This is a genomic window from Glutamicibacter sp. MCAF14 (assembly GCF_052114325.1).
GTDB classification, from domain to species: domain Bacteria; phylum Actinomycetota; class Actinomycetes; order Actinomycetales; family Micrococcaceae; genus Glutamicibacter; species Glutamicibacter arilaitensis.
Map to the genome: position 1 here is coordinate 1 of NZ_JBFREO010000016.1, position 26791 is coordinate 26791.

Genomic DNA, 26791 nt, shown 5'->3' on the forward strand with positions numbered 1-26791 from the left:
GCGTCACAAGATAGTCGCACCCAGGCCCGGCAGCGCCTCACCAGGTACACGCGCACCGAGGCAGCGGCAGCACCGAGGCAGCGCCCCGGCCAACGCCCGGCGATAAAGTGTCATGTCCCCTCTACCCAGGCAAAGAAAAACCCGGCCCCCAGGACAGGGGGCCGGGCCAAAAACTACGGGCTAGGCAAGCATCCGAAAGCTTGCAAAATGCTTGCAGTGAAAAGCTGCTAAGTAGACCACTTAGACCAGCGAGAAGGGCCAACGGGCAGCACACCGCCGTTCGCTTGCTTTGCAGCCCTCATTGCTGAAGTGCGAGACATTCCCGATGCTTCAGCAATGGTTTCCCAGTCGAAGCCCTTTGCACGCGCATCACATAGAAGTTTGCCTCTATCCAAGTCTCTAAGGAGCCGCAATTGCTTCAACGGATCGCTTGGTTTACTTCTAGTCATGTCTCTAAGTGTAACGTGATAAACCACTTACCCCTTTGGAGAAATTCAATCTTTAGTGTCCCCTTCGGACATGTCCAAAGCGAAGAGCTAGACGTATCCACAAACTAACAGGCGCACGAGCGCCCATAGCTGATATTTAACTGGGTCTATTAACTGGTAAATTTCGTTTTCGGCCTACTTCCCCGGTATCTCAGGGATGCAGCTGCGTTTAGAACGCGTTAAGTTGCTACACTTTATCAGTGTTTAGCGCTACACTTTATCAGTCAGGCCTATTCGTATATTGATGAGGTGCTACACTTTATCAGCCTCTCTAGCCCCTAGAATTCAAGGATTCTACGATTATCCACAGCCAGAAAAGCTAATCAACCCAAAACGCTACACTTTATCAGTGGATAACTCAGAAGTTAGGACTAACCTGTTGAAAAAAGTGGTAGTGTCAAACGCTAGATGATCTTAAAAAGATGACCCCCGCAGTATGCAACTACTGCGAGGGTCGTTCGCCAAACAACTATTGCCCGATCAAGACATTTTCGAAAGGCGATCATTCAACATGGTACGCGATAACACCCCAGACAACTACAGCGATACAGAGCCTTCCCATGATGAAGATGCTCACGATTCGTTAAAACTTTCTGATCCGACTTCAGACATTGCCATAGTCTTTCCACCAAGACAGAAGAAGCTGCTAGACGCTGGCAACGCTATCTGGCTGGATGCACCCGACGAACTATGCTTTGCTACCGATGTTCTAACCCAAGCTTCTCTCCCCATTCGTGAACCGACTACGCGGGTTTACACCAGAAGAAACGGCAAGTTCCGCATGGATATCATGCCTGTGCCAATCACGAATGCAGACGGCGATCTAGAGCTGGTATTTCCCTATGGTGTCTATCCGCGCAGAGCGCTTATATGGATCATCACGGAAGCTTTGCGAACTGACAGCCGCAGAGTTGAACTTGGGTCTACGCTTCACGAATTTATGACGAAGAAGCTCGGCTTGACAGGATCTGGCGGCCAGCGAATGCAAGCAATTCGCAAGCAACTGTTAGCGCTACTTGGAGCGCAAATCCGCGTCAGCAGCACTAGCGCCAACAAAAACGGGAAGTTGCATGACAAAGTAAGCACGTTGGTTATCTCCAACTATCACGAGCTTTGGACTGACTTAGGCAAACCAGACCACGAATCAAATACAACTAGCTTTGTAGAGTTGAGCGAAGAGTTCTTCTCACGGCTACAGAGCAACAGGGCTGTCCCGCTCGACATGAGAGCGGTAGATGCCCTGGGAAACGACGCCCTGGCCCTCGATATTTACGCTTGGGTTGTTTGGCGTGTTCATGCAGCCAGGGGGCGAGAATTTACGATTCGCTGGCACACGCTGAAAGAACAATTTGGAAGTGAAATCAAAGAAGTCCGCAACTTCAGAGCAAAGTTTTTGAGAGCTCTAGAGCGGAAAGTTGGGCTTGTGTATAACGGTCTAGAGTTCGAGAGCACTCCTACGGCCCTAACGATTAAACCAAGCCCCTTGGCGATCCCACCTAAACGGAAAACTACTAAGTCCAGGTGGAGCTAACTATAAAGCCGTACTTGCAAAATGCTTGCAAGTACGGCTTTATTTCTACCTAACGACACGCAAGCAAAATGCTTGCAAAATAGCTTGCAAAATAACTTGCAGTTGGTAAGCTGGACATAGTTACTTCGGAAGGGGAGGCTATGCGCCCGTTTACTTTTAAGCCCAAAGAGCACCGAGTCGTTTTCTTTGATTTCAAAACCGGCAAGGGATTCACAAGTGCCGGCCAGCCGGTGACAGCTCACATTGATTCTCGCCGCAAAACACCGGCACTCCATGACCTGCTGAATGCAGCGGGAAACATCGAGGCAACTTGGATCATGCTCACCGGCACGGAACCAAAAGTTGCCGACGGCCAGCCTCATTACCTCATGACTGAAACCCCTGAATGGGAACATGGAACCCACTACCTGAGCGACGAGCCAACAGGCCGATATGTTCGCATTCTGACAGGTCAGAAAATCCTCGTGACCTATGCTTCTGGCTGGTTCGGAACGATGGACTATAACCCGTACACCCTGGCTAAAGCATGGGGCGGCATAACCTGGTACATCAAGAAGCACACGCCAGGTTTAGGAACCCCCATGGAAAGCCCCGCGGCGACCGGTGCAAACATGTGGGCGCAGTTGGTCGGAAAGAACCTGGATGACGTGCCACCGCTGGACAACTTCATTGCGGAACAACTGCACTCAACGAGCGGCCAGCACCACATTGACCACCTTGTTTCGGGGCCAGCATTTAGCAAGCATAATGATTGCATTCCGTTGATTGACTCAAACGAAGTGAAAACACTTTCCAAGTTCTCCGTGATTGACGGACGCTTCATGTATGCCTCGCTGTGCCGGGAACTCGGAGTAGGGCCAGTGCAAGAACTACGCCGGGATGCAGCGGCAGACCTTCTGCGCGAAAATCCCTACGCTAAGGCCCGATACCGTGTGAAATTCAAAGTCCCTGACAACTGGGAACACATCGGAATCTTCGGTGTGCAAGACACCTCGGACAAGAAGATTTGGCACTACCCTAACCGGCCAGGAGCAACGGGCGAGACGTGGGCAGACCATAGGGAAATCTTGGTTGCACAAGAGCACGGCTGGATCATTGACCCGCAAGAAGCTATCCGCTTCACCGAAGGTCACAAGCCGCTTGATTCCTATGCAAGCCGCATCGACAAGATTAGGGCAGACGTTGACAGAGCTGTAGAAGGCGGCAGTGACCCAGTGGTAGGCAAAGCTATTTCAGCAGCTTTCCGCAACGTCCTGATCCACAGCATCGGAAGGTTCGCCAAGCGAGGCCGTGAAATCACCAAAACGGCAAGCAGCTTCAATGACATTCCCGAAGAATGCCGCTCGACGGCGCTGCGACAAGGAAACGAATTTTCCTACGTCCAACGCCAAAAACTGAATGACCGTGACATGGCTTATTACCATCCCGAGCTAGCGGCCCAGGTATGGGGACTATCTCGCGCCCGGTTGCTTGAATCGCCCTCAGCTTTCGGCCAAAAAACCGCAGGTGTTTTGCACCTAGACCCGCGAACGGTAATAGCCGTTCAAGGTGACGCGGTATACACAACGGACGTTCCATTATGGTCGCTGCCGGAAAGCCTGGGCGGTGGAGATGACGGAAGAACCGGACGTTTGCGCCTCAAAGGTGTTCTTGAAGGAACAGCAATGAGGACACCGCGCACATTCAAGCAGCGCGTAGACCTAGGGAAGAAAGCCGAAAGAGCAGGGCTTGAAGCACTCTACAGGGGGAAGCAATGAGCAGCACTGAGAATGAATCAGTTGCGGATATCGTGCGAGCTATCCAGGAAGAGAAGAGCTTAAGCCAGCGCGAAATTGCTGAAGAGCTGCGCCGCAACCCGCGTATGGTCAGCAAGATTCTCAGAGGCGAAACCTCGGGGGAGTGGTATCGAGAAGCGCTAACGGAGCTACGCGATAGGGGCGAAGTAACCAAGCATCCAGGCCGACGCAGGAGCAAGTCTGGAAACATCGTTCCGGTGCGCGCCAAGGTTGACGAGAAGCACCCGCTAACCAAAGACGATAAAGGACGAATCAAAGCGCCTGTAGCAGTCCCAGAAGAGACAGCAGAAGGGCGTTGGACTAAGAAGCCGCCAAAGCGATTCTCGAACCGCAGAGCCTACGGATCGGGCGGCGACCGCCACTATTCGACCACCATGCACCCCACGAACGCAGATAGCCGCTCACGCGGTATCAGCGCCATACACGACAACGTAAGGTCTGTGGCGAAAAGCCAGAAAAACGTAGACAAGCGAATCAGCTTGAACGTGACTCTATCCAATGGCCGCATGGTGGAAGTCGGAAGCAAGTCAGGTTATTTCAGCTCAGACATTCTCCGCACTGTAAAAGAGAAATTTGGCGGCGACATGCACAAATTTCTCATTGACCAAATCGGCAAGACCTATGCCGCCGATGATTTCGAGAAGTCCAAGATAACGGGCGTAGATATGACCGTATTCGATGCCAAGAGAACACCAGCGCGAAGCCGTAAGCGTCGCTAGAAGGGGACATGACACTATGAAAAACGAAACTGTTTACCGGCTCACTGTAGGAAACCTCAAAGGCGGCGTAGGGCGCAGCACGTCCGCAGTCCTCATAGCTTTGGAGCTTGCCAGGATCACAAACGAGCAAGTCACCTTGATTGATGCAGACCCGCGAAACGGCACTACCTATGGATGGTACGAAGAAGCGCAGGATGAATGGCCCGATAACCTCACGGTGCAAAATATCCCAGGAACCAGCCTGGCCCGAGACGCTGCAAAGATTCCAGGGCATCTAGTCATAGACACCGGCAACGACGCAACGATTCTGAAACAGGCGCTACGAGTTACCGATCATTTGCTAGTCCCGATAGCGCCCACGAATAACGAAGCGGCACGCCTTACGCCAACGCTTGAAGTGGCTGCGCAGGTGTTGGACATTCACGAATTTGGCCTATCAATTTTGATCACGCGAGCCGATACGCGAAGCAAGGAATGGAGCGATATGCGAAGCGCTCTACGCACCGAACTAGAGCTGCCGGTGATGGATGCAGTAGTGACCTACAGAGCCTCAATGTACGGCAAGGCCTACGGAACTGTCCCCAAGAAAACTGGCGCTTATGCACAAGTAACAACCGAACTCATGGAGGCCATGAAATGAGCAACAAAAATAGCAACGTATCGAGCTGGGCAAAGAAGATTCAAGCTCAGGAAACGGCCCCAAAAACCAAGAGGAAAGTGGAGCTTGCAGCCGACAACGCAGACATTCCCGAAATTATCCCGGTGCAGAAAAAGGCCGGTACTTTTAGAATTTCGATCAAGTCTCACAGGCTGATAGCTCTAGCCCTAAACGAAGCAAGAAGGAACGGCGAAAAAGGATCCAAAGATTCAATCGTCGATGAAGCAATTCAGAGAATGTATGGACACCTAGACGAGAAGTAGAGATAAAAATATCCCCCAGGCAACTTGCCTGGGGGATATTCTTTTATACGCTATTGTGCGACTTTGGCAGTCTGCATTTTTCCTGCATTAGAAAAAATCCAGCGAACAATAGAAACAGTTAGAATCTGACCAAGAATGAACGCAACATAGAGATTCAGACCAAGAGCGCCAATCATGTTTACCAGGATCGCAACAACACAGCCAGCAACGATTATCAGAGCAGCCCTGAGAATTGATGACTTGGCGACGATAGCTGAAACAAGCTCAAACACTCCGGCCACAACCAGGGCTGAAGAAACATACGACGCGAGGTAAGGGCCAAACGGGTTCCCTCCAAGCGACAGTAGGAATGGCGTAACGGTAATGAGGGACAAGACAATAATAAATCGCTTCATGGTGTGCTCATTTTCTGCTTGATCGGGCAGCGGGATTGGAACTTATCGACCGGCGCAACGACTCTAGAAGTTCATCCTCGTTTGCTCCGGTGAGGTTGTCCGCATGAGCTAGAACGACTTCTAGACCGAGGCGGACAAACGTGTTTAAAGTGATCCTCCGGCGTTCGGCTGAAGGGATGGATTTGGCTTCCATCGTGAGGCGCGTTTCCAGCTCTACGAGCTTCACGATTTGTTCCGGGTAGGCCTTGCCCTCAAACCGTTTGGTTGGCCGGTCAGTGATAGGTTTCGGCCCCCGTCGCGCAGAACGGCCAGAAGGCTCAATGCTCGTTTGGCCTTCAGGCGAAACACTGGCCGCATGTTCTTCTGTGCCGTGGGCGGTTGAAAATTGAGTGTCATTGTCTGTGGCCGATGATGTGTCTAGATGTATGTCCATCCATCGGCTAGGTTGCCCTGCGGCAGAGTCGCTGGGTAAATGATCCATGAGATAGCCCCCTGGTGTTTCGGTTCTGCAAAAGTTTCAAGAATTACTAACAGAATACGTGGTTACGCTTGAGTTGTCTTGTCCCCTTGGTAGACTTGCACTAGCACGTAATCTGTTCATATTTGCAGTTTGAAATTTGCACGTAACCTGTTCTTAGGGGTTTAGGTTCGCGTGTACTCTCACTTACGGAGGGGGATACCGCTCAGTCTGCTTACGCAAGCGACTCAGTCTGAGCGTATCACACGTAGTCAAGTGGGGGAGGGGCTAAAACGCCGTGAAAGGGAATCATGAAAGAGAATCATAAGGAACCTGAAGGGCTGCACACAGACAGTGGGGCAGTCATTCGGACAGTGACCACTCTCGGCGTTCTGCTATGCGCCGCTGGCGTGTGGCTAGGCATGGAAAAGGGGATTGCCTGGGCCTGGTGGGTCGCTTGGATCGCTGGTGGGTTGGCGGTAGCACTGACTCTGATTTCGGCGCTAGTTTCACGTCGCACAACGAGACGTGATCGACTATCCCAGTTTGTTGAAGCCAGCTATGCGGGGATGAAGCTTGAAAGTGCTTCCTCCTACAAAAAGGGCGTTCCCCAAAAGGTAGTTCTGAACGTTCCTGGCACGTTACCGGATCACGATTCGCTATGGCGCTCTGAAGTGGAAAAGAAGTTTGCAGCGCGCATGGGAGCAAAGAAAGTACGCGCTAAGTGGGACACCAAAAAAGGCCGCGTTACCCTTGCCGCTGTTGATGCCTCTAAGCCAACTGACCGTGACCGCCAAGAAGATGCATTGCAGCGCATCGAGCGCGTATTTCGCCCCCTGTTCCGAGGCACGGAACTATCTGTCAATGTTCCAGAATGGCAACCTATCGTCACCGATGAACGACCGGCGCCAAATCGGATCGTGCTGAAATACGGGGTCATCCTGAACGACGGTTCGGAGATGTGGCAACGGAAGATTGAAGTCACCGCTGGGCTGAAGCTCGGCGGCAGGTGGAGAGGAAAGTTCGACCCGATCAACGACCGGGCAGAACTAGAGCCACGCCCGGAACTGCCGGAAATGGTGCGGCATCCAGGCGGTTCTATCTATGAGAATGTAGATATCAATAACAACCCTAGGCCGATTCTTTATTACGGAATCAACGAAGATTCAAAGCCTATCGGTTGGCGTATCGGCCAGAAAACGAATATGCCTCATAGCCTGTGCGTAGGCGCGACCGGCGGCGGTAAGACGAACTTCCTTAGAAACGTAATCTATGGCGCTGTTGCCCAGGGAATAACCGTTTTTGGTTGTGATCCTAAAGAGTTCGAGCTATCACCATTTATCGGTTTCCCAGGCGTTTATATTGCATCCGATCCCGAAGATATGGCTGCGATGCTCGATGACATGTTGCAGCTCATGTATGACCGCAATAACCAGATCAAACAAGATCCAACTTCGGTCGCAAATATGCGCCCAGTTCTGTTTATTCTTGACGAATTGCTGATTTTGCGAATGCGCCTAAAGAAGCTTTGGAAAACCCCATATGTTGACGAGGACGGCAAAACTAAAAAGCGTACTGGCAACCCCGAATGGCTGGACAACATCACCATGCTTTTGGCCCTGGCACGCTCGGCAATGATTAATGTTGTCATTGGTGTTCAGCGACCAGATGCAACGCTTTTCGAGGATGGAGCGCGAGACAATTTGCAGCACCGCGTAGCCATGATGCGGCTCTCTCCACAAGGGGCGCAGATGGTCTGGGACAGCACTTATGTTGGTGTTGACCTACCGCTCTTGCAGGGCCGCGCAATGGCTTCGCCAGACGGTAAAACACCGATTGAGGCGCAGACCTATTGGGTAGATGATCCGTACTCTGCCACCGGCGAAGATTTAGAAGTCGTAGAGTCGATTCGCGCATTAGGCGAGAAACATTTTGCGGATTACGTACCGCCCATTGACGTGTCCAGGTACGAGCAATTTACCCCGCCAGCTCGCACGAAAAATGATACTGCGCAGATGCCGCAGCCGGTCTCTGATTTCGAGGATTCCGAAACTGTTGAAGGGCAGCAGACAGCCACGGCTACCCATAAGGACAGCGTGTTAGTTGAAACGCTGGTAGAGGGCGACACTATCTTGCTTGATGATGAACGCCTGGTTGAGGTGGTCAACATTGAGCAGGATTATGCGTCAGATGACGATTCGCTCATTGTGACGATCAGTGAAAATGGTGCTGAAGAAGATATTTCATTCAGTGAAACAGAAAGAGTCGTGCGCGTGCTAGAAATGGCCCTAGCTGGGTAAATCCGACTCGGGCATTTCCCCACCCGTAACGTACTGCCGCAATTGCTTCACGGCGTTGCGGGTGGGAGCCGCATGATAAGTCCAAGTCACTACCGATCCTGTGCGATCACCCGCGCCAGGGTAGCCCGACACCACGCCATGATTTTCAAGCATGGTCAGTGCCCGTAGCGCTGTGAGCTGCCGACGCTGCAAAGCATCGGCAATCTTGGAGGTTGTAGCTGGGCCGTGAGTAGCCAACCAGCGAGTTATCTCTCTGGCTATTGCAGATGAGAAGATATCTAAAACGGCTGGTTGATTCATAGCTTGGGCGCTTACTCTAGGCATGGCATCCATCATCTCAGTTTTCATTCAAAAAGTCTTCGCAATACTACTACTACCTAATCTTTAAATGATAAGGTTAGTATGTAGTTAGGGGACAAGACAACAATCTGTCGCCTTACATGAGGTTGACGCTAGAAAGGTATAAATCATGGGTTTTTCAGGTTCAGATGTAGGCCAGTGGATCATTGACAACATCGTTTTTGTCATGATCGTTGTTGCTGGTATTTCGATCCTTTGGGCAGCAAATACTAAGAAGGTTCGAGACGCAATGTTGGTCTTTGGCCTCTCCCTCCTGGGGCTGCTCGTCATCACCTTGGCTTCTTTCCATCAGGAACTTGGCGAATGGGTGCGTACAACGTTCTTCAACGCATAGGCCTTACTGGTCATGTACCTCTACACAGACGATGATCTAACGCGAGTAAATAGGGATTATCTCGGCCCAAAGGGTAAGCGTCTGCCCTGGACGGCTCAGTATCGAACCTATGGCGTTTTTATCGTTGTCGCTTTCCTCGTGTTTTTCGGCTTCCTCATGCTGGGCATCCCCGCTACCAAATGGTCTTTTGCGGCCTACGGCTTCATTCTCTACTTCTCCATGAAGGCAATTGTTCGAAAGCTGGATGGGCAAGTTTCGTTGTGGGCTTCATTCAAAACAGGCTGGCAAGAAATGGCCGTTCCCCGGCAACCTCATGAGACAACTCAAAGAGTGGGGGCAGTCATCAAGCGATACGGAAAAGACGAAGAGCCAGACCTGAAATGGTGGCAGCGAATCGGTAGGAGGAAAAATAAGTGAGTAACAAATGGCAGGAAGCCATGCAGCAGGGCGAGGCTGAGAAGCTGAACGATGCTCAGGCAAAACCGAAAAAAGAAGGCCTGGCAGATCGCGCTTCAGCCGGTCTTGGGCGTTTGCTGAGTATGAAACGCTCGGAGGCGAAGGAACGCCGCGCAGGGGTGAAGGCAGCGCTGAAGCAGCAGGGCGTTACCGACAAGGAACTTGCACGCGACCTTAAGCCAGGTAAAAGCTCCAAGGCTGCATTGGAAAGCAAGAGCAGCTTGAAAATGGAAGCCACGATTGGAAACGTGGTTTTCACCGACACAGACACCTGGTGCTGGTTTTCTGTCATGCCGACCTCGCATGGATTCAGCCCCATCAAAGATATCGAAGAGGCAATCCGGGAGGACGCGAAAGCATACGCAAAACTTGTTGGGCGGCGGCTTCATGTCCGGTCAACTACTCGGCCCTATCCTGTAGCTTCATGGGCCAAAGACACCTACGACGATGCAGTAGCCGCAAACGGCGACCGCATCCCCGAAGGGTATGGGGATTTTCTAACCCGCTCACAGACACACATGCAGGGATCAAATTTCTCTGAAAAGTGGGTGCATCTAGGGGTCAAGATTTCGTCATTCCGACGCTTCAAAGACCCAAAGCGCGAATACCGGCATCACCGCGAAACCATTGATGACATGGGCCGTGTGCTTGGTGCAAGCTCGCTCAACGCTGTTGAAGCCACCAACGAAGATATGGAATGGCTTATCCGGCGCTCTATCGCCCTGGGCGTGAATTTGCCTCGAATCGGCGTTGTCTCGGACTACACCGAGGACGATATTCCATCGTTGGAAGATGCTGCCGTTTGGACTGCCGACCCACTAACTAAGCACCTGACGGTGAGTGCCATGCCAGAAGGCGTAACAACGGAGATTGAACGCAAGGTCAGTGTCTTAACTCTGTCACGCCTTGGGGACATGACATTTCCCGAAGAAACTCAATCAGGCTGGATGCAGCGCACAGATCGCTTGAACTTCCCTGTTGAGTGGTCGGCGTTTATCGACGTGATTCCAGAAGAAAAAACGAAAGGCTGGCTGCGTGGCCGTCTTGATCTGATTGCTGACCAGGTGAAGCACTATAACGAGGATCATGCGATCAAGGCCCCTAAGTCGCTACTTCGCCAGGATGCAATGGCAATGCAGATTCAAGAACAGATGGACTCTGATCATGGTGGTTTGGCCGTGCGCACTAATGGCTGGTATCGCGTCGCGGTTTCAGGCGCGAACGAAGAAGAATTGAACCAACGTGTGCAAGCCCTACGCAAGGCATACGGCACGCGAGCGGAGTTTGCGCAAACTCGAAATCAGTACCATCACGCACGAGAATTTATCCCCGGTGAACCTCTGGCCACACCGGCATATCAGCGGCGCATGAGCACCGCTATGTTAGCCGCTGCTGTTCCTCACGGAACCGCAGAAATTGGGGACCGCACAGGTATCCATATGGGCTACACCGCAGGTACAGCCATTCGCTCGGTGGCTTGGCACACTCATTGGGATATGGAACGCCGCGACGTGTCGGGACTCATGATGATTCTTGGTGGCCTCGGATCGGGTAAGACCTTTGCCCTGGGAGGCATCACCTATGGGGCAGTCATGAACGGAGTTCGCGCAAATGTTCTTGACCCATCAGACCGCCTGGGCCGTCTTTGCGATCCCGCATATGTTCCTGAGCTGGAAGGCAGGGCGCGCTATGTGAACCTGATGAAAGGTCGCAATGGCGAATTGAACCCATACCGGGTTGTTGCTGATCCACGCAAAGAGCACTTCATGAAAAATGGAGTGTTCCAAGAAGAAGAATATTTGCGTGAAGTCAGCTTTGCTGAAGGTACGCGCGGATCGCTGATGAATGACGTATTGCGCTCGTTCTTGTCCAAGAACAACCAGACCTCAGACGAGGTTGAAACTGTCCTTTCACGGGCCATGAGTGAAGTGAAGCCAGTGCGCACAGCTTCGCCAACAACAATCTTGATTGCTCTGGAAAAAATCGCTGACGCGAAGATTCACACCGATTTGCAGCAAGAGCACCGGATCAAGGCTCGTGACCTGGTGAACGAGTACAGCCGCTTAGCCAAGACCTCTATCGGCAAGTTGATTTTCCCTGACCCTGATGCAGCCCCGCTTGCTGATGATGACGATGACGATATGCTGCTGACCGTCTACACACTAAACGGCATGTCAATTCCTTCGGCTGAAGTAATTGCTTCTGGAAATATCCCAGAATCGGCTCGTATGGCAATGGCCGTGATGACCCTGGCAGCTTGGCTGGTGCAGTCAAGGATCTACATGGGCGATATCAATGAGCGCAAGCTGTTGGCTATTGATGAAGGCAAAGTACTCAATCAAATTGATTCAGGACGAAACCTTCTCACCAAATCCGCAACGGACTCACGAAAGTTCAACCTGCGCGCCCTGTACGCAGCACAGAACGCCACGCACTTTGATCTTGATGGGGATTCTGAAGATTCATTGGGCAACCTGGTTGGCGCGGCCCTGGTTGGCGACACCCAGGAAGCGACAGCTCAAAAAGCGGCCCTGAAGATTCTTGGAGCGCCGACTGACGTTGGATACGAAGGCATCCTGGGCCAGTTGCGGCCACGCTCTACGAAGCGCGGTGAGCGCGTGCATCGTGACGCTGATGGAAAGATCATTGGTCGCTCGGCGGTGGAAGATACCAACAAAAAGCGTCACTTCATTTTCAGCGTTCGTGACGATACGGCAGTAGGCAATCAGCGCCGAATAGAACGAATCGTTTACGACCTGGACGCACACCCACACGTCATGAAGGCGCTAGCTTCCGCACCGGCCCCTTATGACCGTACAGCCGGTTTGAAAGAGCAAAAGGAAGAAGCCGAGATAGGGGGACATGATGAAAACGTTGCGTGATTTCTCCCAGAAATATGTTCTTGCACCTCTGCTGCTTGTCCTGGCCTTCTTTACTTTGAATCCAGCTACGGCGGCATTCGCCGCTGACTGCAAACCAAGCACCGTCCCCGACACAGCCGGTAGCGGCGTGCCTGGAATGCTCGATGGCCAAGTCTCCGAAATCAGCGGGGGCAACTACTACGGCGAATATGGCTGGGGAGGCCTGAAATGGGGCACATGCGACCTTCCGGGCGGTTTGGGGGCGTTCCCCGCAACAATTGATACCTGGGCCGGAAATGCCTTTCTAGGGCTTGCTAAGTGGCTAGCTGCGGCAATGACCGGATTCCAGAAATGGGCTGCTGATCCGGCGCAATTGCTAGGGCCGTTGGACAAGAAAATAACGGACATGTCCAAAGCTGTCATTGAAGTGGTTTATGACGATTGGGTTTTGACTGCTGCGGTTGTGGCCGGTGTTTTCATCATCACCTACGCGATGCGCAAGCAAGTCCGATTAGCTCTTATGGCAACTGGCGCTTTCGCCGCTGCTGTGGGATTCGTGGCCCTGGTGGGGGTCTACCCCGTAACTATCGCTCAGTCGATGGATGGTGTGGCTACGTCGATCACTTCGGTTGCTGACCAAAAGACATTGGAAGTAGCGGCAATTCCCACTGAAGGTGAAGGCCTGACCGTCTATGCCAATTCCGCTGAGGCTACGGGAGCGGTTTTGAATGACGGAATTTTGCACCCTCTGTGGCGACAAGGTGCAGTTGGTAGCGCTGAGCTGAATGAAAAAGTAGATACGCTCTTTCGAGCCGGGGCAGCATCCTGGGCTGAAAAAGCTGAGGGCGTAGACGCGGATAAAAAGAAACTCACCTATGACCGGGCTTCTCGTGCTTATAAAAACGACAAATCGGTTTCTTGGCAATACAACTACATCAAGGGCGAAGCGCAGAACCGCGCCGGTATGGGGTTTTTGGCAACGGTTTTGATGGTGATTGTTGCGATTGTTCGAATTCCCGCGATTATCCTTGTTTTCCTTGGCGTGATGGTGCTGCGCATGTTGCCTATCCTGGGGCCGATTTTCGCGCTGCTGGCGATCATTCCGGCAATGCGTTCGGCAGGAACAGCGGCTATCAAGGTGGTTATGGCCTCGGTAGTCAACGTGATTGTCTATGGCGTTATGGCAGCGGTGCATACGGCACTTACGGCAATCTTGTTCATGAGCGGCACTAACCTCATTGCATCAGCTCTAATCCTGCTAGTGCTCACTGTTCTTTTCATGAAACTAGCTAAGCCGTTCAAATCGGTCACGAGCTTGGCGACCGGCAAAAAGATTGAGCAGTCGCTTAGCGAATCTGACCCGAGCGGATTGGGCGGAAAGCTAATGGGCGGCGTTGGCAGCTTCTTGCTGGGCCAACGAATGGGCAAGAGTGGCGGCGGCGGTGCTGATGGTACGGAAAGCCTTGAATTTGAAGAGTCCAAGCCTAAGCGCAAGCTGCGCCCTGACACCGTACCGGATGACCATACGACCGCTGCGCCGATATACCAGGCGTTGACGGGTCAAGGAGTGCAGCCCGAATATGTAGTGGTCGATATCGACCAGGCCGAGCAGCCTGAAGCGCGGCCAGCTAATGCAGCTTCACATTCCCCAGCTATCGAGGCTCAGCGCGTCAACTCATATGACAGCGAAATCGTTGATGCTGAAGTTAGCGGCCAGGTAGATATCGAAGATCAAGACCACGATATCGCCGATACTGTGACCGCCGCACAGCGCTATAAGTTGTCGGGTGTACCAATGCCGGCCGCTTTGCCAGCCGGGGACGATATGCAGCAGCCGGCCTCTGATAGCAACAGTGGAAATACGTTCATTTCGGTGAACGAAGGCGACGAAATCACTTACGGCAATTCCGATGGATCGTATGGCGCAAGCTCAGATGAAATTCACCAGGATTGGAAGCACGCACCAAAAATTTCCACTTCCTGGATGCGTCCTGCAGGAGAAAATATTGAGCGAGGAATGCGTCAAATTGGCCGCGGTGGTGGTTCATACGAAACCAACGGAAACGGGCAAACAATGTTCGTGCCCGAAGGGGCCAGCGGTCACCATTCACGAATGCGAGCAGACAAGCTAGTAGAACCTGAGATTATCAACGGCGAAGTTGTGACCGAATTGTTTGTGGCCCCAGCGGTGCATAAGACAACCGAAAAAAAGGTGGTGATTGAGCATGCTTCAGACACTAGCGAATCTGGTATTTGAGTCTGCCCGACTTGTCGCGGCTATCTGGTCTAAGACTTGGCGCAAGATTTTCCGCACCCGCAAGACGTTCTTCACGTCTGTAGCCGTGCTAATTCTCGGTGTAATCGTATGGGGCGTTGCAAGCTCTGCAATGAATCCTGAAGCGGAACGCCCCGTTGCAGACGTAAGCCCTACCGATAAGCCAATTACCTATACCGAGGTCAAAGTGAGATACGCCGACGAAGAAGGCAGCTCACTACCTGAGCCACAAGAAGGTGAAGCAAACCCAACAGCGGGGGACATTGGGAAAATCGACGTGGAGAAACCTAAATTTGATAAGGATTCTGCCGAGTCGGTGGCTAAAGGCGTGGTGCAGTCCTATGTAACGCGACCTAGCGAGCAATGGAGCGAGTGGGAGAAGTGGACTGAGCCGCACATTCAAAGCCAGCTCCTAGCCCAGCTAAAAGGGACTATCGCTAGTGGCAGCGCCTCGCATGACTATCCCGTAACTGCGGCCAAAATCCACGTAGAAAATGCGGCAGCATCGGCCCAGCGGGATACTCCGATCCGATGGAGCCGAACGCTGCGAGTGGAAACAGCCGGGAAAAGCGGCAGCGGAGAAATCACTTTCAACGTAGCCGCCGCACTAGGTGAAAAAGGATGGATAGTAACTGAAATGATCCAGGTGGAGGACTGACTAATGAAGAAAATTTTGGCTGTAGCTGCTGCGGCAGCAATGACAATCGGGCTATCGAGCTGCGGGGGACAACCTGAAGAGCCAGCGCCAACCCAGACCGAAAAAGCCGATCCCGCATTGCTAGTTCCAGACATGACCTATGGGCAGTCCGCAAAGCTCAAAATTAATACGGGAAACCTAGAGCGCGGGACTGTTCTAACCGTTTATGCATTCCCGGTCGGATGGGACAAGGACAAGGAAGTTGATTGCTCCAACCCGGATGCAGAAAAAACTCAGTACACGGTCGCCGGGGAAGGCGTCGAATCAATGGTTAGTTTGCGCGTCAACATGGGCCACAACGCATTTGTTATGGCCGGGCCAGGGTTCACCACCGAATGCGGGGGAGAAGGCTCAATGACGCTGCGAAAGATTGAACCGGATCTAGGCATTACCCTTTCAGACGGCGGCGAAGATAACACTGTGAAGCCAGGGAAGGAAACGGAAGTAACCGTTTTGGCAAGCGGCCTTTATGAGTCCGAAGGCGCAACCAAATTCCCTGCGGAAGTGCATGTTAACGGCCCTTATGATTCGATCCCCGAAGCAACAGCGGCTACCTGCGAAAATCCAAAGGTAGCTATGCGCGAAGAGGTCGAAATCAAGCCTGGCATTCGCTCAAACAACGTGCGAACCAAGATCAAAATCCCTCAGACAGGCGTGTATTTCCTCAGTGTTTCCACTGATGAAACCGATGTAACTACAGCGTATGACTCTTGCCAGACCCAAGAGAAAAAATACATCACGGTCAAATAATGACGTATCCGATTGAAACATGACCTAATCTTTTTTAGAATAGGTTCATGGGTGGAGTATCAATGACAGCAGAGCAGCGCACTACGGTATATGCAACCGGCGAGCATATGCGCTCAAACGATGCCTACGAAATTGCGCATGGGCGACTTTGGGAGCGGTTGGCTGAGATTGAAGGTGCGCGCTTGCTGTCTATTGACCAGCAGATAACCACGCGTCCGGCAATCGAATCAACGCTAGACCCTGAATCTTTCACGGTGACACCGAAAGCAACATCGACGGTCATCGTTGCGCTATTGGCGGTAGTCGCATATCCAGCATCTAACGATTCAAAGGGGACATGACACATGGGAAAGAAGCTTATTGAATCTGATTTCTGTGGATTGTTTGAGCCTGGCACGCAGTACAGCGAGCACCTGATCACGGTGACGGTTGACGGTCAAGTAGTTGGCTTTGGTCATCAAACCCCAGCAATGTTCCTGCCAGTGGCATTGCATATCTACCGGGCCGAGCTGGAAGGCGAGGAAGAGCCTAACGCTGTAGAAATGCAGCACTTATGGGGTGTTCCCGCTAAATATGAGTCCCCGAGCTGCTGGGGGATCACTACGGACAATATTCAGGCCGATACGCCCAATGCGGTGGCCGTGACAGTTCTGGACGCATAGAAAGAGAAGGTCATGAAGTACGAAATTTCAGCCGAGCTTTCAAAGGGCTTAGCAACTATCGAAATCGAAGGCAAAAAGCAGGATTTCAAGTCTGAAGATGAAAACGAGCTGCGCCGTCTGATCGTCCAACGCACATCAGAATACGCAGTAGAGATCAACGCTTCCTATGTTGTCCTGAATACGCTTGATTCTGAAGGTGAAGACCGTTTTGGGGTCACACCCGATGGGAAGATTGTCCAGGTTCCAACGGGAGACGATGCAGAAGAAAAAGCGGCAGAGCCTCTTGCCGACAGTTCGGGCGCTGCGCCGGTAGACAACGCTTATGAGGCTAAAGAAGCAGCGACTGAGGCTAAAGAAGCAGCGGCCCCTACCGTGGCTGACTTTCTTACTACGGCCCCGCCTGTTGCAGAAGGCCCAGCGGAAGAAGGATGGCGCGGCGCTGTAGCCCAGCTAACCGGGCTGAAAATCAGTCCGTCGAAAGTTGAACTACGCCACCGCGAAGCTAAACGAGAAGTTCAACGTAGCCACGGTGAACCTAAAACAATCGTTGTCTTGAATCCCAAGGGCGGCACTGAGAAAACAACTACGTGCCTGTCCCTGGGCGAAGTTTTTGGAACCTTGCGCGGTGGCAGCGTCCTAACCTGGGACGTAAACGAGACGCGGGGAACGCTTGGTTGGCGCGCGCCAATGCCAGGGCATGACCGAACTTCAGTTGACTTGCTGAATAACTTAGAGCACTTTGACGGGTCGGGCCGCGTTGGTGATCTTGACCGATACGTGCGTTCTCAGGGTGATGCCCGGTTTGATGTGCTGGCCTCGGATGAAAAGCCGGGCGGCGAATTTATGATTGGCGGCACTGAATTCAATTCTCTTCACTCGATGCTGCAAAAGTATTACCGTCTGATCGTTGTAGACACTGGCAACAACATGAGGGCTTCTAACTGGCGTGCCGCCGTTGAAAAAGCAGATCAGATTGTCATTGTTTCGCCAGTGCGCGAGGATGCGGCAGCGTCGGCAGCATGGCTCATTGATGGGTTGCGAGAGCTGGGCTATGCAAACAAAATAGCGAATGCCGTAACCATTATTCGCACGCCTGACCCTGGCGTTGAAAAAGATAAGTACAAGCAACTTCAACGCCGGTTGCGCGGTCACTTCGAGGCTCTGACTCGTGAAGTTGTCGAAGTGCCTTTTGACAAAACTTTGGCCTCCGGTGAGCGTATGAATTTTAGTGCGGTATCGAAGGAAACTAAGGAAGCCTGGCTATACGTGGCCGAAGCGATTTCTAAGGGGTTGTAATCTCGATGCTCCAACGATTGCTGACCTTCAAGCTGCGGTTGATCGTGGTGGCGGTTGCGCTCGTTCTTGCCCTGGTGTTCGGCTTGCTGGTGGTCGTTGGAGCTTTCCTGGGCGCTGATGTTGAAGAGAGCGGCAGCGAGTCAGAGCAGTGTTCGGCTGTGCCTCCACCGGGTGCGCCCGGGCCGGTTCCCAAAGCTCCTAAAGAGATTCGGAAACAGCAGGTTCAAAACGCGAAGCTGATTGATGAAGCGGCTCAGGATTTAGGCCTTTCGGGGACGGCTTCACGATTGGCGATTATTACCGCGCACGGCGAAAGTACCTTGATAAACCTCGGCTATGGCGACGATATTCAAGGGGTTAAAAATCCTGATGGATCGGCAACAACTTCATTAGGTCTTTTTCAGCAGCAGACCTCGATGGGGTGGGGTACTCGTGAGCAAGTGATGAACCCTAAATATGCTGCAACATCGTTTTTCCGTGGCCCTGGGCACAAAGATAACGGCGGTCTTTTGAATATTGAGGGGTGGGAAACTCGCGGGGATATCTCCCAGGTGATTCATGAAGTGCAGATCAACAAAGATCCAAATCATTACACCAAGAGCATTCAGCCAGCCGATGATGTGATAGATGAAGCTGGAATTGACGTGAATCGCGGCATGGATTTAAGCAAGTTCCCCAAGGCGCACGGTGAAGATCATGAGCACGGAAACGCAGAAGATGATAACGAATACTTCCCGCTTCGTAATTGCCTGACTGAAGACAACAAGAACACACCTGAAGTAATCAATCCTGAGTTGCTTGGTTCGGGCGAGTGGGGGAATCCGTTGCCAGCATCCAGCGTGACAAGCAAGTTTGGATATCGCGGGTGCTTTATTGGTGTCGTATGCAATGAAGGCGTGAAGTTCCACAAAGGTCTAGACCTGGATAGCGGCACACCTGGTGCGCCTGTCTATGCGCCAACGGATATGACCGTGACAAAGGTTGTTGGCCCTGGCGGTTATTGGTCGGAATACTATGGAACACATATTTTTGCGCGCATGGTTGATTCTCCTGGTTATGTGTTTGAGTTCCACCATTTGGTGCATGGCTCGGCGGTGGTAAAAGACGGCCAGGTTATCCCGAAGGGAACCAAGATAGGAACTGAAGGATCAACGGGAAATTCGACCGGCCCACACCTGCATTTCCAGATCAATGACCCCTCAGCACCGGATAAAAAGCCGTCTCCGCAATTGTCAATTGACCCGGCCCCGATTCTGAAGGGTGCAGGGATTAGCGATATTGCCTGGTAATGAAAGCGTGGCCCTACTTCCTTTTGAGGTAGGGCCACGCCATTATTGTTTCTATGGGGACAAGACAAGTTTGGAAGGGGTGTGGCAATGTGTAGAGACGTGGCGCATGGTGGCCGTCGTTGCCCGTACCATAGCAACCCGCATGTAATAGCACTCGCAAACGCTAGAACATGCGCTAATCGCATGGCAAAAAGACTGGAAGCAAGAGAAAACGATCTGTCAGAAGATCAGTATCAAAAGCGCTTCCAGCGGCTCATGAACTCGTATGAGAACCTGACAACTCATATGCAGAGTGCAGCCGGTATCAAAGCGGCTCCTAGTGAGTCTGAAGGGGTACAGCAGCAGCCTTTAGGGCCAGCCGTACCCACAGTTGCCGAGACAATCACTCCTGAGCTAGTAGATTCCCTATCATGGGACGAATTAGCAGAGTTGGCCGGGGAGCTTGGGGATGACCCTGAAGCAGCCGAAAAAATGGAATTGTTGATTAACCAGCGCGAAGAGCGAGAGCTGAAGACGTTGGAATATGAGGACTATTCAACAGGCTATGAAGTTGAGATTGATAACGAGCCGGTAGTGAATCTATCAGCGCGTCCAGCCCGTAAGCTGACAGCTCACGAACGCGCCCGAGAAGAATATGATTACTACGTTTACGCGCAGTATAAGAAATGCACTGACGAACTTTCATTCATGGTCAATGAAGAAGGCGCACGCAAGGGAATTGATGATTTCTCCCTATTCAGCGGCCCCGTATCTCGCGTGAAAAAGTACGGCAGCGAAGAGCTGCAATCGTGGTTCGCAAATAATGGGCGGCATACGTTGGCTTCATACCGACACCAAATGTACGGTTGGGCGCAAGACGCCAAAGCAGCCAACAATTCCCGAATGGAGGAATTCGAAAATGTCCCGAACAGCTGGTAGCGTCCTGATTTTCCAGGCACAAACTGAGGGATATCAAGCCTATCTAGAGGGCAAACATCCTAGAGATAATCCCTATGAAAGTGGCAGCGACGAAAGCGAAACTAAGCAGAAAGCTTGGTTTCGGGGATACGCTGCAAGCCGCACAGACAGAGCCAGAGCTAACCGAGCTGCGGCAGAAGAAACTGAATAGGTTGCAGAACTGAAAAGGGGCCGGGTCAAACACATTTTCGTGTTTAGCCCGGCCCCTTGCTTGAAGCGGCTTTTACCTCCGAGAGGTGGCCGCTGCATAAATGAAGAAGATGATAATCCCGATGGTGGCGAGGCTGACAATGCCCATTAGCCCCGCTACTGATGTAGGAATCTGACCGGCAAACTTGGTAAACGCTTCATTAATCGCGGCAATGATTCCCAGCACCGGCAGCAGCACCGCCACGGCCCACGGCGCTACAGCTAAGCGACGGTCATAATCGAGGACAATCTCAAATGCGCGAGCGAAAAAGACCACCGCGGCGAGCGCCACAAGGGCAACTAAGAGCAGCCAGAATGAGGCCCAGGTTTCAGTGTGTCGGAACATCGTGAATGGAAGCGTGAATAAGGCGTATAGGGCCGCGAGAGTGACGATGACAGCGCCGCCTTTGGCTGCGGCTGCGGGGACTCCGTAGAGCGAATCTGACATTGCCCACCAATCCTGGGCGCGGGATGCGACGAAGGCAGACAGGGCCAACAGTGCCCAAAGCCCTAGCCATATCCAGATGTTCCAGCCGGGTTCAAAGAATGGGGGGATATCCGCTTGGGAAGGATTGAGAAATTCGTCTAGAAGATCAGGGATCATGGATGCCTCGCGTTAGCTACTGGTGGACAAGGGGAACCAGCGAAAATGCTGTGTCTTGGTTATCGACTAGTTCGGCAAACTCGGCGGCAAGCTGCGGTGATTGAAGGTCAATATGACCCGAGCCGACCACAAGCGCGAGGACATGATCATTCATTTTTGAAACGGCATCCCACCAACCAGCGGGAGCGGCTGGGTTCACTGAATCTTTAATGAAGTCCAGGCCGTTGACGGACAAAACAAAGCCATCCGTGATTGTGAGCTGAGCGCCTGGCACTTTGCATTCGTTTCCATAGGTTTTCCAACCCACGCTGTGAAGTGCGTCAACGGTTGTTTTGTCAGTCGCGGGAAGAACCGCAATCACGAGGGGAAGGGAAAGACCATTTGCGGAGGGGATAAGGGCTTTTGCGAACAAGGGATTCTCCTAATAGTTAGATAATTCAACGCTACAGGCCAACCCGGACAAAACCCCTGAACGCTATATGTCGGAAGCGTGTTCTAACCTAATGGACTAGAATTTATGTTCTAGCCAATGGGGAAGTAATGATAATTGATCGAATACGCGTATATGGGGCCGAGTCGCAGCCACACCACCAAATAACCGAATTTGCCGGAGCTGTACCAGCAGGATTCCCGCTACCTTCAGATGGTTACTCAGCCACAAAAATTAGTTTGGACGAAATTCTCATACGCGACCCGGCTAGCACCTATATCATGCGCGTTTCCGGGGACTCGATGACCGGGGCCGGAATCTACAGCGGCGACGAAATCATTATTGATCGCGGCATCGAGCCGAAAGACGGCCATATCGTCGTAGCAACCTTAGACGGACAAAGCACCGTCAAGCGCCTACTAGTCACGCCAACCGGTGTAACCCTCAAAGCAGAGAACAGCGAGCACCCAGATATCACCGTTCCTGAACTGTCTGAACTGTCTATTTTCGGCGTAGTTACCCGCTCACTGCATAAACTCATTTAGGCGGCATCATGACTTCATATGTGGCGCACGTAGATATCAATAACGCCTATGTGAGCATGGCCCGACTTTTTGAGCCTGAGCTACGCGATAAAGCCGTTATTATCCTTTCCAATAATGACGGCGCAGTAGTCGCACGCTCTCAAGAAGCTAAAGACCTGGGGATAGCTATGGGCACGCCCTGGTTCCAGTTAGCGGCCAATGCTGACCGCTGGGGGCTGATCGCCAGATCATCCAATTACGAGCACATAGGCAACATGCACGAGCGTGTTATGAGCATTCTGGGCCGCTATACCGACCGGCTAGGAATCTACAGCGTGGACGAAGCATTTCTTGAAGTCCACGGCACGCCAGACAAGCTGCAACAACTCGGCCAAAACATCAAAAACGAAATTCTTAAGCTCACCGGCCTACCGGTCAGCGTCGGCATAGCTAAAACAAAAGTCCTGGCAAAACTCAGCACCAACGCCGCAAAGCATATTCACGAGCTGCACGGCGTATGCGTATGGGATCGCGCCGACCAAGCCACCACCGAAGCCCTGATATCCCGACTCCCGGCAAAAGAAATATGGGGTATCGGCGAGCGCACCGCCAAGCGGTTAGAGGGCATTGGGATTTGGACTATCAAGGATCTACGGGACTCGGACGAAATCATGATCCGAGATAAGTTCTCTATCGTTCAGATGCGAATTGTTTTAGAGCTTCGCGGGGTGCGCTGCATTCCCTTGGAAGAGCCGCAGGAGGTGAAGGGGCAGCTTATTTTTTCGCGTGCTTTCGCTCAGCCGGTGACGAGTCGAACGGGGATGGAGCAAGTTTTAGGCATGTACGCGCAGCAAGCAGCAGCCAAGCTGCACCGTCACCAGAAGCAAGCGCGGTTGCTCACGGCGTGGGCTATGACGAGTTTTCACAGCACCAAGCAGCAGCATCAGCCGACTATCACCGTGAGATTGCCCGGCGCTAGTGCTGATCCGGTGGTGTTGGCTAAGGCCGCTAAAGAGCTTTTGCCGCAAATCCTGGCAGGGGTGAATTATGTTCGGGCGGGGATCATGCTTACAGACCTCCGTAAACGGGGCCAGCAGCCGTTTTTAGAGCCTTTTGTGTCTGCGCATGAGGAAAAGGCCATTGGGCCGTTGATCGAGGAAATTAAGCACCGTCACGGGCCGCACAGTCTAGGGCTTGGCTTGGCGGGGTTGCGCACGGCTCCTGAATGGCAGATGCGCCGCAACATGCTTAGTCCGAGGTACACAACGCACTGGGACGAACTAGCGACTGCCCACGCATAGAACTAGAGCGCTTACCGTTACCGGCGAGCGCTCTAGTTTTGGGTTTTGGTTGTGCCGGATTTTGGGGGACGTGACACTTTATTTTTTACCCTCGGGCATTTATTTGGTGTTGAGGATTTGATAAACGCGAGAGCTTGAAACGTCGAGTACTTCGGCTATGGCGGCATGGCTCCAACCGGCGGCCAGTAGCGCGGCGGCGGTGTCGTGCTGTAGTTGAGTGATCTTTGCGTGTATCTCTTTGAACTGTTCTTTAGCTTCGGTGAGCTGGTCTAGATGTTCGTGGGCTTTTGTGGGTAGTTCGAATTTGAGGTTGATTTGAACTTTGGCCGGTGTGGTTTTGAATCTTTCCGCTATTTTTTGTTGTGCGAGTGCTTCAAGCTCGGTAGCGGTTCGGGCGCTCACGGTGAGGTCAATCTCTGCGAAGTGTGCGGAAATTTGGTGACCTGAGCGGGTGGCTGTTGCGGTGTAGGTAGTGGCATTTTTGGCGGTTGGCCGAGGTGCGTTTTTTGGGCCTGTTTTGGTGGGCATTCCGTCCGCGATCCATTGTGTAACTTTTTTAGCGTCGTAGCTCCGGGCGCGCTCTCCGGGCTTTTTGGGTGCTCTTAGATCGTTGGGTGTGTCGTTGAGTCTGGTCATGCGCTGGCGAAATGAGGTGACCGGGATATTTGCTAGCTCTGCGGCTTCTTCGGGAGTTATTCGGGTGTTCATGGTGGTTAGATCCTTTTCGGGAAGGTGAGACTATCTTGTGACGGCGCTAGGGGGCGTGGGGGAGTCGCAGGAAGCGGCGGCAGGTTTCGGCCATTTCCGCGTAGGCTATGGCGGCGCAAGAAGGCCATTCGGGGTCGCGGCCCTTCAGTTCTTCTTCAACGTTCTTTTCGGCCTCGGCTATGAGCGCTAGCAGGTGGGCATCTTCGATGATGTGCGGCGTTTCCATGTTTCCTACTTCCTAGAATCGGTGGGGCCAGCTAGGGCCGGTTTCCCGGCCCTAGCTGTTTGTTCCTACTTGCCTTCGTAGCGGTTGAACCATAGGTGATGATTTCCGTCTAGCCTCGATCCGAAGGTTCGGATTCCGTCCGCTAGGTCGATTTCCGTTTCGGTCACTGCCTCGCCCAAGTCGCCTAGGTCAAGCTCTACGGGGAAGAAGCTAAACGGGGTGGACAGCTCGACCGCGATTTTTCCGGTTTCGGTTTCGATGTGTCCAATGCCTTCGCCGTTCACGACTGCCGCCGTTTTCAGATCAACCGTGAAGATCATCTGAGGCGTTGGGCCGGGGCCGATTTGCATTGCTTCGGCTTCCTCCGCGCCGTACTTCTCAGCCAGTGCCTTGCGTCCTAGGTTGACTAGAACCTCTGGGTTTAGAACCTTTGCGATTGCTCCGCGTTCACGAGTCATTTTCGTGTCCTTTCGGTTGTTGTTTGATCGGGCATAACCATTATAGGCAGACTTGAAAGAATATTGCAAGTGGGGTTGCAATATTCTTTCAAGTCTGCCTATAATAATATTGTCCGATCAAGACAACCGAACGAAAGGGGCGCTCACCATGAGCACCGAAAACGAACTGAACACGGATGACTGGGAAGTTATTCACTCCTACACTCGCGCACAGGCCTACCAGGACGGCGCACTAGTCGATGTGACCGAGACGGCGCGAGAGGCTGGCCTACTGCGCAACACCGCACTAACCGCCGCTGCATGGGCCGAAGCCGTGGCATGGAACCACGGCGGGGGACAAGACGAGCGGGGCCGCTTGTGGGATGTGGTTTTCATGGCCTATATGAAGATCCGCACCACCCGCGTTCCAGCCTCGGAACTGACTTACGAGCTGTACCGAGTGCCGAACGTAGAGGGCGCGGAAGAGCCGGAACTACTCACCCTAAAAATGGTGATCGGCCCCGGCGACACCCTCGAACCAGTGCTAACGATCATGTTGCCTAACGAGGACTAGCCAAGCCCGGCACTGTGGGCGGCAGAAATGCCGCCCACAGTGCCACCACAAGCGCAGAAAGCGAGAAAACAATGAGTGACCACTCAGAAGGATTTACCGCCACGCTTAGCACCGGGCAAACGGTCAAGGCTCCGACTCAGTTAGTCCTAGCCCGAAGAATCGTAGAAGCTGAGCGCACCCCCGAAGCGTGGGCCGCGCTGTCGTTCCCTGAACGCCTTATCGAGATTCAAGCTACATTCACCCGCATTAAGGAAGAGAGCACGCCATGAACAGCCAGCCAGAAGAGCTAACCCTCACCCTTGATAACGGGGTAACTCTCACCGCCCAAACTTTCCTAGGGCTTGCGCGCCAATGGGCCGAAAGCCAGCACACCCCCGAAGAATGGGCCGCGCTCACGCTCACCCATAGAAGCGTAGAAATTGCCGCCGCGCAGGAAGCGCTAGAACAGGCCTACGGGAGGGGAACTAGCAATGAGTGAACGCATCCCAAGCCAAGAAGAGCTAGAGGCGCTGGCGGGATTCAAAAAGGGTGATTTTGTGCGAATCGGCAACGGTGAAAATACTTGGTGCGTGTTGCAGGTATGCGCAGACGGAAACACGATCCTACGGGCCGCAGGGCGCAACGTTGACGGAACCTATGAGCGAAGCCGGTATATTCCGGGCCGCGTCATGAGGAAAACCGCGAAAACCGCGAAGCTTTCTAAGCTTGACTAGCCGAGGGTAGGAAAATGGAATCCGTAGTTCTTGCCGCATGTGCCGGAATATTCTGCACCGTAGCCGGGCTGTCAGTCATCAGAAGTCACCCGCGAACTAGCGTTGGTTTGCAAGTGCTCGCAACGGCCCTAATAATCACCGCGATTATTCTGCATCTGGCTTAGTCCGGTGTGCGGCCCCGTTCCCCCACCACAGGGAAACGGGGCCTCTCTTTACTCCATCCAGCACCGAGAGAAAATGACTGTAACCCCCCGGTGAAACTACGTGAACCCCAGGGCAGGAGCCACGTAGTCAGACATTGAGAGAGTATCAAGAAATATAGACTCTGACAAGGCGGTTTAGAGTAAACTATAGGTAGAGAGCGCCCTTCGTTTTGACCCGGCCCCAGGAACGGGGCCGGGTTTTTCTTTGCCTGGGTAGAGGGGACATGACACTTTATCGCCGGGCGTTGGCCGGGGCGCTGCCTCGGTGCTGCCGCTGCCTCGGTGCGCGTGTACCTGGTGAGGCGCTGCCGGGCCTGGGTGCGACTATCTTGTGACGC

30 protein-coding genes are annotated in these 26791 nt (G+C 52.8%); 23 read left to right on the forward strand and 7 right to left on the reverse strand.

The annotated features are described in order from the left end of the window. Positions 1 to 999: 999 nt before the first annotated feature. The 5 genes from AB4Y71_RS17395 (at position 1000) to AB4Y71_RS17415 (ending at position 5455) form a co-directional block, all read left to right on the forward strand. Entirely contained in the window at positions 1000 to 2019 is a 1020-nt protein-coding gene (locus AB4Y71_RS17395) for a replication protein RepA (RefSeq protein ID WP_441722510.1), read from the forward strand. Between the two features lie 140 nt (positions 2020 to 2159). Next, a complete protein-coding gene (locus AB4Y71_RS17400) occupies positions 2160 to 3776 on the forward strand; it encodes a hypothetical protein (protein ID WP_441722513.1) in 1617 nt (538 codons plus the stop codon). Beyond that, positions 3773 to 4534: a helix-turn-helix domain-containing protein gene (locus tag AB4Y71_RS17405; RefSeq protein ID WP_441722516.1), complete on the forward strand. Its 762-nt coding sequence runs from the start codon at positions 3773 to 3775 to the stop codon at positions 4532 to 4534. The genes AB4Y71_RS17400 and AB4Y71_RS17405 overlap by 4 nt, the downstream gene beginning before the upstream one ends. Positions 4535 to 4550: 16 nt before the next feature. Then, positions 4551 to 5174, forward strand: a complete 624-nt coding sequence (locus AB4Y71_RS17410; RefSeq protein ID WP_441665085.1) for a ParA family protein — start codon at positions 4551 to 4553, stop codon at positions 5172 to 5174. Then, positions 5171 to 5455: a hypothetical protein gene (locus AB4Y71_RS17415; RefSeq protein ID WP_441665083.1), complete on the forward strand. Its 285-nt coding sequence runs from the start codon at positions 5171 to 5173 to the stop codon at positions 5453 to 5455. Before AB4Y71_RS17410 ends, AB4Y71_RS17415 begins: the two co-directional genes overlap by 4 nt. A 50-nt stretch (positions 5456 to 5505) precedes the next feature. Here AB4Y71_RS17415 and AB4Y71_RS17420 read toward each other — a convergent pair whose 3' ends face one another. Next, positions 5506 to 5850, reverse strand: a complete 345-nt coding sequence (locus tag AB4Y71_RS17420; RefSeq protein ID WP_441665081.1) for a hypothetical protein — start codon at positions 5848 to 5850, stop codon at positions 5506 to 5508. Positions 5851 to 6618: 768 nt separating this feature from the next. Here AB4Y71_RS17420 and AB4Y71_RS17425 point away from each other — a divergent pair. Then, positions 6619 to 8607 (forward strand): FtsK/SpoIIIE domain-containing protein, encoded by a 1989-nt coding sequence (locus tag AB4Y71_RS17425; RefSeq protein WP_441722518.1) that lies wholly within the window; start codon positions 6619 to 6621, stop codon positions 8605 to 8607. On the opposite strand, the gene AB4Y71_RS17430 is transcribed toward AB4Y71_RS17425, so the two are convergent. Further along, the gene (locus tag AB4Y71_RS17430) at positions 8596 to 8955 is read right to left on the reverse strand and encodes a winged helix-turn-helix domain-containing protein (protein ID WP_441722521.1); all 360 of its coding nucleotides are present in this window, start codon (positions 8953 to 8955) and stop codon (positions 8596 to 8598) included. The two genes, AB4Y71_RS17425 and AB4Y71_RS17430, sit on opposite strands and share 12 nt — an antisense overlap. Before the next feature lie 121 nt (positions 8956 to 9076). On the opposite strand from AB4Y71_RS17430, the gene AB4Y71_RS17435 reads away from it, so the two are divergent. The 12 genes from AB4Y71_RS17435 to AB4Y71_RS17490 all read left to right on the forward strand — a co-directional run bounded on the left by AB4Y71_RS17435 (position 9077) and on the right by AB4Y71_RS17490 (position 20695). After that, complete coding sequence (locus AB4Y71_RS17435; RefSeq protein ID WP_441665075.1) at positions 9077 to 9301, forward strand: hypothetical protein; 225 nt, start codon at positions 9077 to 9079, stop codon at positions 9299 to 9301. Between the two features lie 12 nt (positions 9302 to 9313). Further along, positions 9314 to 9718 (forward strand): hypothetical protein, encoded by a 405-nt coding sequence (locus tag AB4Y71_RS17440; protein WP_441722524.1) that lies wholly within the window; start codon positions 9314 to 9316, stop codon positions 9716 to 9718. Continuing rightward, a complete protein-coding gene (locus AB4Y71_RS17445; RefSeq protein WP_441722526.1) occupies positions 9715 to 12639 on the forward strand; it encodes an ATP-binding protein in 2925 nt (974 codons plus the stop codon). Before AB4Y71_RS17440 ends, AB4Y71_RS17445 begins: the two co-directional genes overlap by 4 nt. Further along, on the forward strand, positions 12620 to 14875 hold the full coding sequence (locus AB4Y71_RS17450; RefSeq protein WP_441722528.1) for a hypothetical protein: 2256 nt from the start codon (positions 12620 to 12622) through the stop codon (positions 14873 to 14875). The genes AB4Y71_RS17445 and AB4Y71_RS17450 overlap by 20 nt, the downstream gene beginning before the upstream one ends. After that, the gene (locus AB4Y71_RS17455; protein ID WP_441722531.1) at positions 14844 to 15551 is read left to right on the forward strand and encodes a hypothetical protein; all 708 of its coding nucleotides are present in this window, start codon (positions 14844 to 14846) and stop codon (positions 15549 to 15551) included. The genes AB4Y71_RS17450 and AB4Y71_RS17455 overlap by 32 nt, the downstream gene beginning before the upstream one ends. Before the next feature lie 3 nt (positions 15552 to 15554). Continuing rightward, positions 15555 to 16340, forward strand: coding sequence for a hypothetical protein (locus AB4Y71_RS17460; RefSeq protein ID WP_441722534.1), 786 nt, complete (start codon positions 15555 to 15557; stop codon positions 16338 to 16340). A 47-nt stretch (positions 16341 to 16387) separates the two neighbouring features. After that, positions 16388 to 16681 carry a hypothetical protein gene (locus AB4Y71_RS17465; RefSeq protein WP_441722537.1) on the forward strand — a complete coding sequence of 98 codons (294 nt, stop codon included), beginning with the start codon at positions 16388 to 16390 and terminating at the stop codon, positions 16679 to 16681. A gap of 3 nt (positions 16682 to 16684) precedes the next feature. After that, on the forward strand, positions 16685 to 17002 hold the full coding sequence (locus tag AB4Y71_RS17470) for a hypothetical protein (RefSeq protein ID WP_441722540.1): 318 nt from the start codon (positions 16685 to 16687) through the stop codon (positions 17000 to 17002). A gap of 12 nt (positions 17003 to 17014) precedes the next feature. Beyond that, positions 17015 to 18298, forward strand: coding sequence for a MinD/ParA family ATP-binding protein (locus tag AB4Y71_RS17475; RefSeq protein ID WP_441722543.1), 1284 nt, complete (start codon positions 17015 to 17017; stop codon positions 18296 to 18298). A 5-nt stretch (positions 18299 to 18303) separates the two neighbouring features. Then, on the forward strand, positions 18304 to 19587 hold the full coding sequence (locus tag AB4Y71_RS17480) for a M23 family metallopeptidase (RefSeq protein ID WP_441722546.1): 1284 nt from the start codon (positions 18304 to 18306) through the stop codon (positions 19585 to 19587). A gap of 183 nt (positions 19588 to 19770) precedes the next feature. Continuing rightward, a complete protein-coding gene (locus AB4Y71_RS17485; protein ID WP_441722549.1) occupies positions 19771 to 20505 on the forward strand; it encodes a hypothetical protein in 735 nt (244 codons plus the stop codon). Further along, a complete protein-coding gene (locus AB4Y71_RS17490; protein WP_441722552.1) occupies positions 20486 to 20695 on the forward strand; it encodes a ribosome modulation factor in 210 nt (69 codons plus the stop codon). Before AB4Y71_RS17485 ends, AB4Y71_RS17490 begins: the two co-directional genes overlap by 20 nt. A 72-nt stretch (positions 20696 to 20767) precedes the next feature. Here AB4Y71_RS17490 and AB4Y71_RS17495 read toward each other — a convergent pair whose 3' ends face one another. Next, positions 20768 to 21337: a hypothetical protein gene (locus AB4Y71_RS17495; protein ID WP_441722554.1), complete on the reverse strand. Its 570-nt coding sequence runs from the start codon at positions 21335 to 21337 to the stop codon at positions 20768 to 20770. A gap of 16 nt (positions 21338 to 21353) precedes the next feature. Beyond that, a complete protein-coding gene (locus tag AB4Y71_RS17500) occupies positions 21354 to 21749 on the reverse strand; it encodes a hypothetical protein (RefSeq protein WP_441722557.1) in 396 nt (131 codons plus the stop codon). A gap of 182 nt (positions 21750 to 21931) precedes the next feature. Here AB4Y71_RS17500 and AB4Y71_RS17505 point away from each other — a divergent pair, with 182 nt between their 5' ends. Continuing rightward, entirely contained in the window at positions 21932 to 22312 is a 381-nt protein-coding gene (locus AB4Y71_RS17505) for a LexA family protein (RefSeq protein WP_441722579.1), read from the forward strand. Between the two features lie 8 nt (positions 22313 to 22320). Next, positions 22321 to 23592 (forward strand): Y-family DNA polymerase, encoded by a 1272-nt coding sequence (locus AB4Y71_RS17510; RefSeq protein ID WP_441722560.1) that lies wholly within the window; start codon positions 22321 to 22323, stop codon positions 23590 to 23592. Positions 23593 to 23691: 99 nt separating this feature from the next. Here AB4Y71_RS17510 and AB4Y71_RS17515 read toward each other — a convergent pair whose 3' ends face one another. The 3 genes from AB4Y71_RS17515 to AB4Y71_RS17525 form a co-directional block, all read right to left on the reverse strand. After that, the gene (locus AB4Y71_RS17515; RefSeq protein ID WP_441722563.1) at positions 23692 to 24300 is read right to left on the reverse strand and encodes a helix-turn-helix domain-containing protein; all 609 of its coding nucleotides are present in this window, start codon (positions 24298 to 24300) and stop codon (positions 23692 to 23694) included. Positions 24301 to 24346: 46 nt separating this feature from the next. After that, complete coding sequence (locus AB4Y71_RS17520; protein WP_441722566.1) at positions 24347 to 24526, reverse strand: hypothetical protein; 180 nt, start codon at positions 24524 to 24526, stop codon at positions 24347 to 24349. 65 nt (positions 24527 to 24591) lie between these two features. Then, positions 24592 to 24984 (reverse strand): hypothetical protein, encoded by a 393-nt coding sequence (locus tag AB4Y71_RS17525; protein ID WP_441722569.1) that lies wholly within the window; start codon positions 24982 to 24984, stop codon positions 24592 to 24594. Between the two features lie 148 nt (positions 24985 to 25132). Between AB4Y71_RS17525 and AB4Y71_RS17530 the strand changes: the two genes are divergently transcribed. The 3 genes from AB4Y71_RS17530 to AB4Y71_RS17540 all read left to right on the forward strand — a co-directional run bounded on the left by AB4Y71_RS17530 (position 25133) and on the right by AB4Y71_RS17540 (position 26250). Next, the gene (locus AB4Y71_RS17530) at positions 25133 to 25537 is read left to right on the forward strand and encodes a DUF6573 family protein (RefSeq protein ID WP_441722571.1); all 405 of its coding nucleotides are present in this window, start codon (positions 25133 to 25135) and stop codon (positions 25535 to 25537) included. A 265-nt stretch (positions 25538 to 25802) separates the two neighbouring features. Next, positions 25803 to 26015 carry a hypothetical protein gene (locus tag AB4Y71_RS17535; RefSeq protein WP_441722574.1) on the forward strand — a complete coding sequence of 71 codons (213 nt, stop codon included), beginning with the start codon at positions 25803 to 25805 and terminating at the stop codon, positions 26013 to 26015. After that, positions 26008 to 26250: a hypothetical protein gene (locus tag AB4Y71_RS17540; protein ID WP_441722576.1), complete on the forward strand. Its 243-nt coding sequence runs from the start codon at positions 26008 to 26010 to the stop codon at positions 26248 to 26250. The genes AB4Y71_RS17535 and AB4Y71_RS17540 overlap by 8 nt, the downstream gene beginning before the upstream one ends. Positions 26251 to 26791: the final 541 nt, after the last annotated feature.

Bases quoted from the DNA above. Each gene is read 5' to 3' on its own strand.
- AB4Y71_RS17395 (WP_441722510.1), top strand. From the start codon at position 1,000: ATGGTACGCGATAACACCCCAGACAACTACAGCGATACAGAGCCTTCC.
- AB4Y71_RS17400 (WP_441722513.1), top strand. From the start codon at position 2,160: ATGCGCCCGTTTACTTTTAAGCCCAAAGAGCACCGAGTCGTTTTCTTT.
- AB4Y71_RS17405 (WP_441722516.1), top strand. From the start codon at position 3,773: ATGAGCAGCACTGAGAATGAATCAGTTGCGGATATCGTGCGAGCTATC.
- AB4Y71_RS17410 (WP_441665085.1), top strand. From the start codon at position 4,551: ATGAAAAACGAAACTGTTTACCGGCTCACTGTAGGAAACCTCAAAGGC.
- AB4Y71_RS17415 (WP_441665083.1), top strand. From the start codon at position 5,171: ATGAGCAACAAAAATAGCAACGTATCGAGCTGGGCAAAGAAGATTCAA.
- AB4Y71_RS17420 (WP_441665081.1), bottom strand. From the start codon at position 5,850: ATGAAGCGATTTATTATTGTCTTGTCCCTCATTACCGTTACGCCATTC.
- AB4Y71_RS17425 (WP_441722518.1), top strand. From the start codon at position 6,619: ATGAAAGAGAATCATAAGGAACCTGAAGGGCTGCACACAGACAGTGGG.
- AB4Y71_RS17430 (WP_441722521.1), bottom strand. From the start codon at position 8,955: ATGAAAACTGAGATGATGGATGCCATGCCTAGAGTAAGCGCCCAAGCT.
- AB4Y71_RS17435 (WP_441665075.1), top strand. From the start codon at position 9,077: ATGGGTTTTTCAGGTTCAGATGTAGGCCAGTGGATCATTGACAACATC.
- AB4Y71_RS17440 (WP_441722524.1), top strand. From the start codon at position 9,314: ATGTACCTCTACACAGACGATGATCTAACGCGAGTAAATAGGGATTAT.
- AB4Y71_RS17450 (WP_441722528.1), top strand. From the start codon at position 12,620: ATGATGAAAACGTTGCGTGATTTCTCCCAGAAATATGTTCTTGCACCT.
- AB4Y71_RS17455 (WP_441722531.1), top strand. From the start codon at position 14,844: ATGCTTCAGACACTAGCGAATCTGGTATTTGAGTCTGCCCGACTTGTC.
- AB4Y71_RS17460 (WP_441722534.1), top strand. From the start codon at position 15,555: ATGAAGAAAATTTTGGCTGTAGCTGCTGCGGCAGCAATGACAATCGGG.
- AB4Y71_RS17465 (WP_441722537.1), top strand. From the start codon at position 16,388: ATGGGTGGAGTATCAATGACAGCAGAGCAGCGCACTACGGTATATGCA.
- AB4Y71_RS17470 (WP_441722540.1), top strand. From the start codon at position 16,685: ATGGGAAAGAAGCTTATTGAATCTGATTTCTGTGGATTGTTTGAGCCT.
- AB4Y71_RS17475 (WP_441722543.1), top strand. From the start codon at position 17,015: ATGAAGTACGAAATTTCAGCCGAGCTTTCAAAGGGCTTAGCAACTATC.
- AB4Y71_RS17480 (WP_441722546.1), top strand. From the start codon at position 18,304: ATGCTCCAACGATTGCTGACCTTCAAGCTGCGGTTGATCGTGGTGGCG.
- AB4Y71_RS17485 (WP_441722549.1), top strand. From the start codon at position 19,771: ATGGCAAAAAGACTGGAAGCAAGAGAAAACGATCTGTCAGAAGATCAG.
- AB4Y71_RS17490 (WP_441722552.1), top strand. From the start codon at position 20,486: ATGTCCCGAACAGCTGGTAGCGTCCTGATTTTCCAGGCACAAACTGAG.
- AB4Y71_RS17495 (WP_441722554.1), bottom strand. From the start codon at position 21,337: ATGATCCCTGATCTTCTAGACGAATTTCTCAATCCTTCCCAAGCGGAT.
- AB4Y71_RS17510 (WP_441722560.1), top strand. From the start codon at position 22,321: ATGACTTCATATGTGGCGCACGTAGATATCAATAACGCCTATGTGAGC.
- AB4Y71_RS17515 (WP_441722563.1), bottom strand. From the start codon at position 24,300: ATGAACACCCGAATAACTCCCGAAGAAGCCGCAGAGCTAGCAAATATC.
- AB4Y71_RS17520 (WP_441722566.1), bottom strand. From the start codon at position 24,526: ATGGAAACGCCGCACATCATCGAAGATGCCCACCTGCTAGCGCTCATA.
- AB4Y71_RS17525 (WP_441722569.1), bottom strand. From the start codon at position 24,984: ATGACTCGTGAACGCGGAGCAATCGCAAAGGTTCTAAACCCAGAGGTT.
- AB4Y71_RS17530 (WP_441722571.1), top strand. From the start codon at position 25,133: ATGAGCACCGAAAACGAACTGAACACGGATGACTGGGAAGTTATTCAC.
- AB4Y71_RS17535 (WP_441722574.1), top strand. From the start codon at position 25,803: ATGAACAGCCAGCCAGAAGAGCTAACCCTCACCCTTGATAACGGGGTA.
- AB4Y71_RS17540 (WP_441722576.1), top strand. From the start codon at position 26,008: ATGAGTGAACGCATCCCAAGCCAAGAAGAGCTAGAGGCGCTGGCGGGA.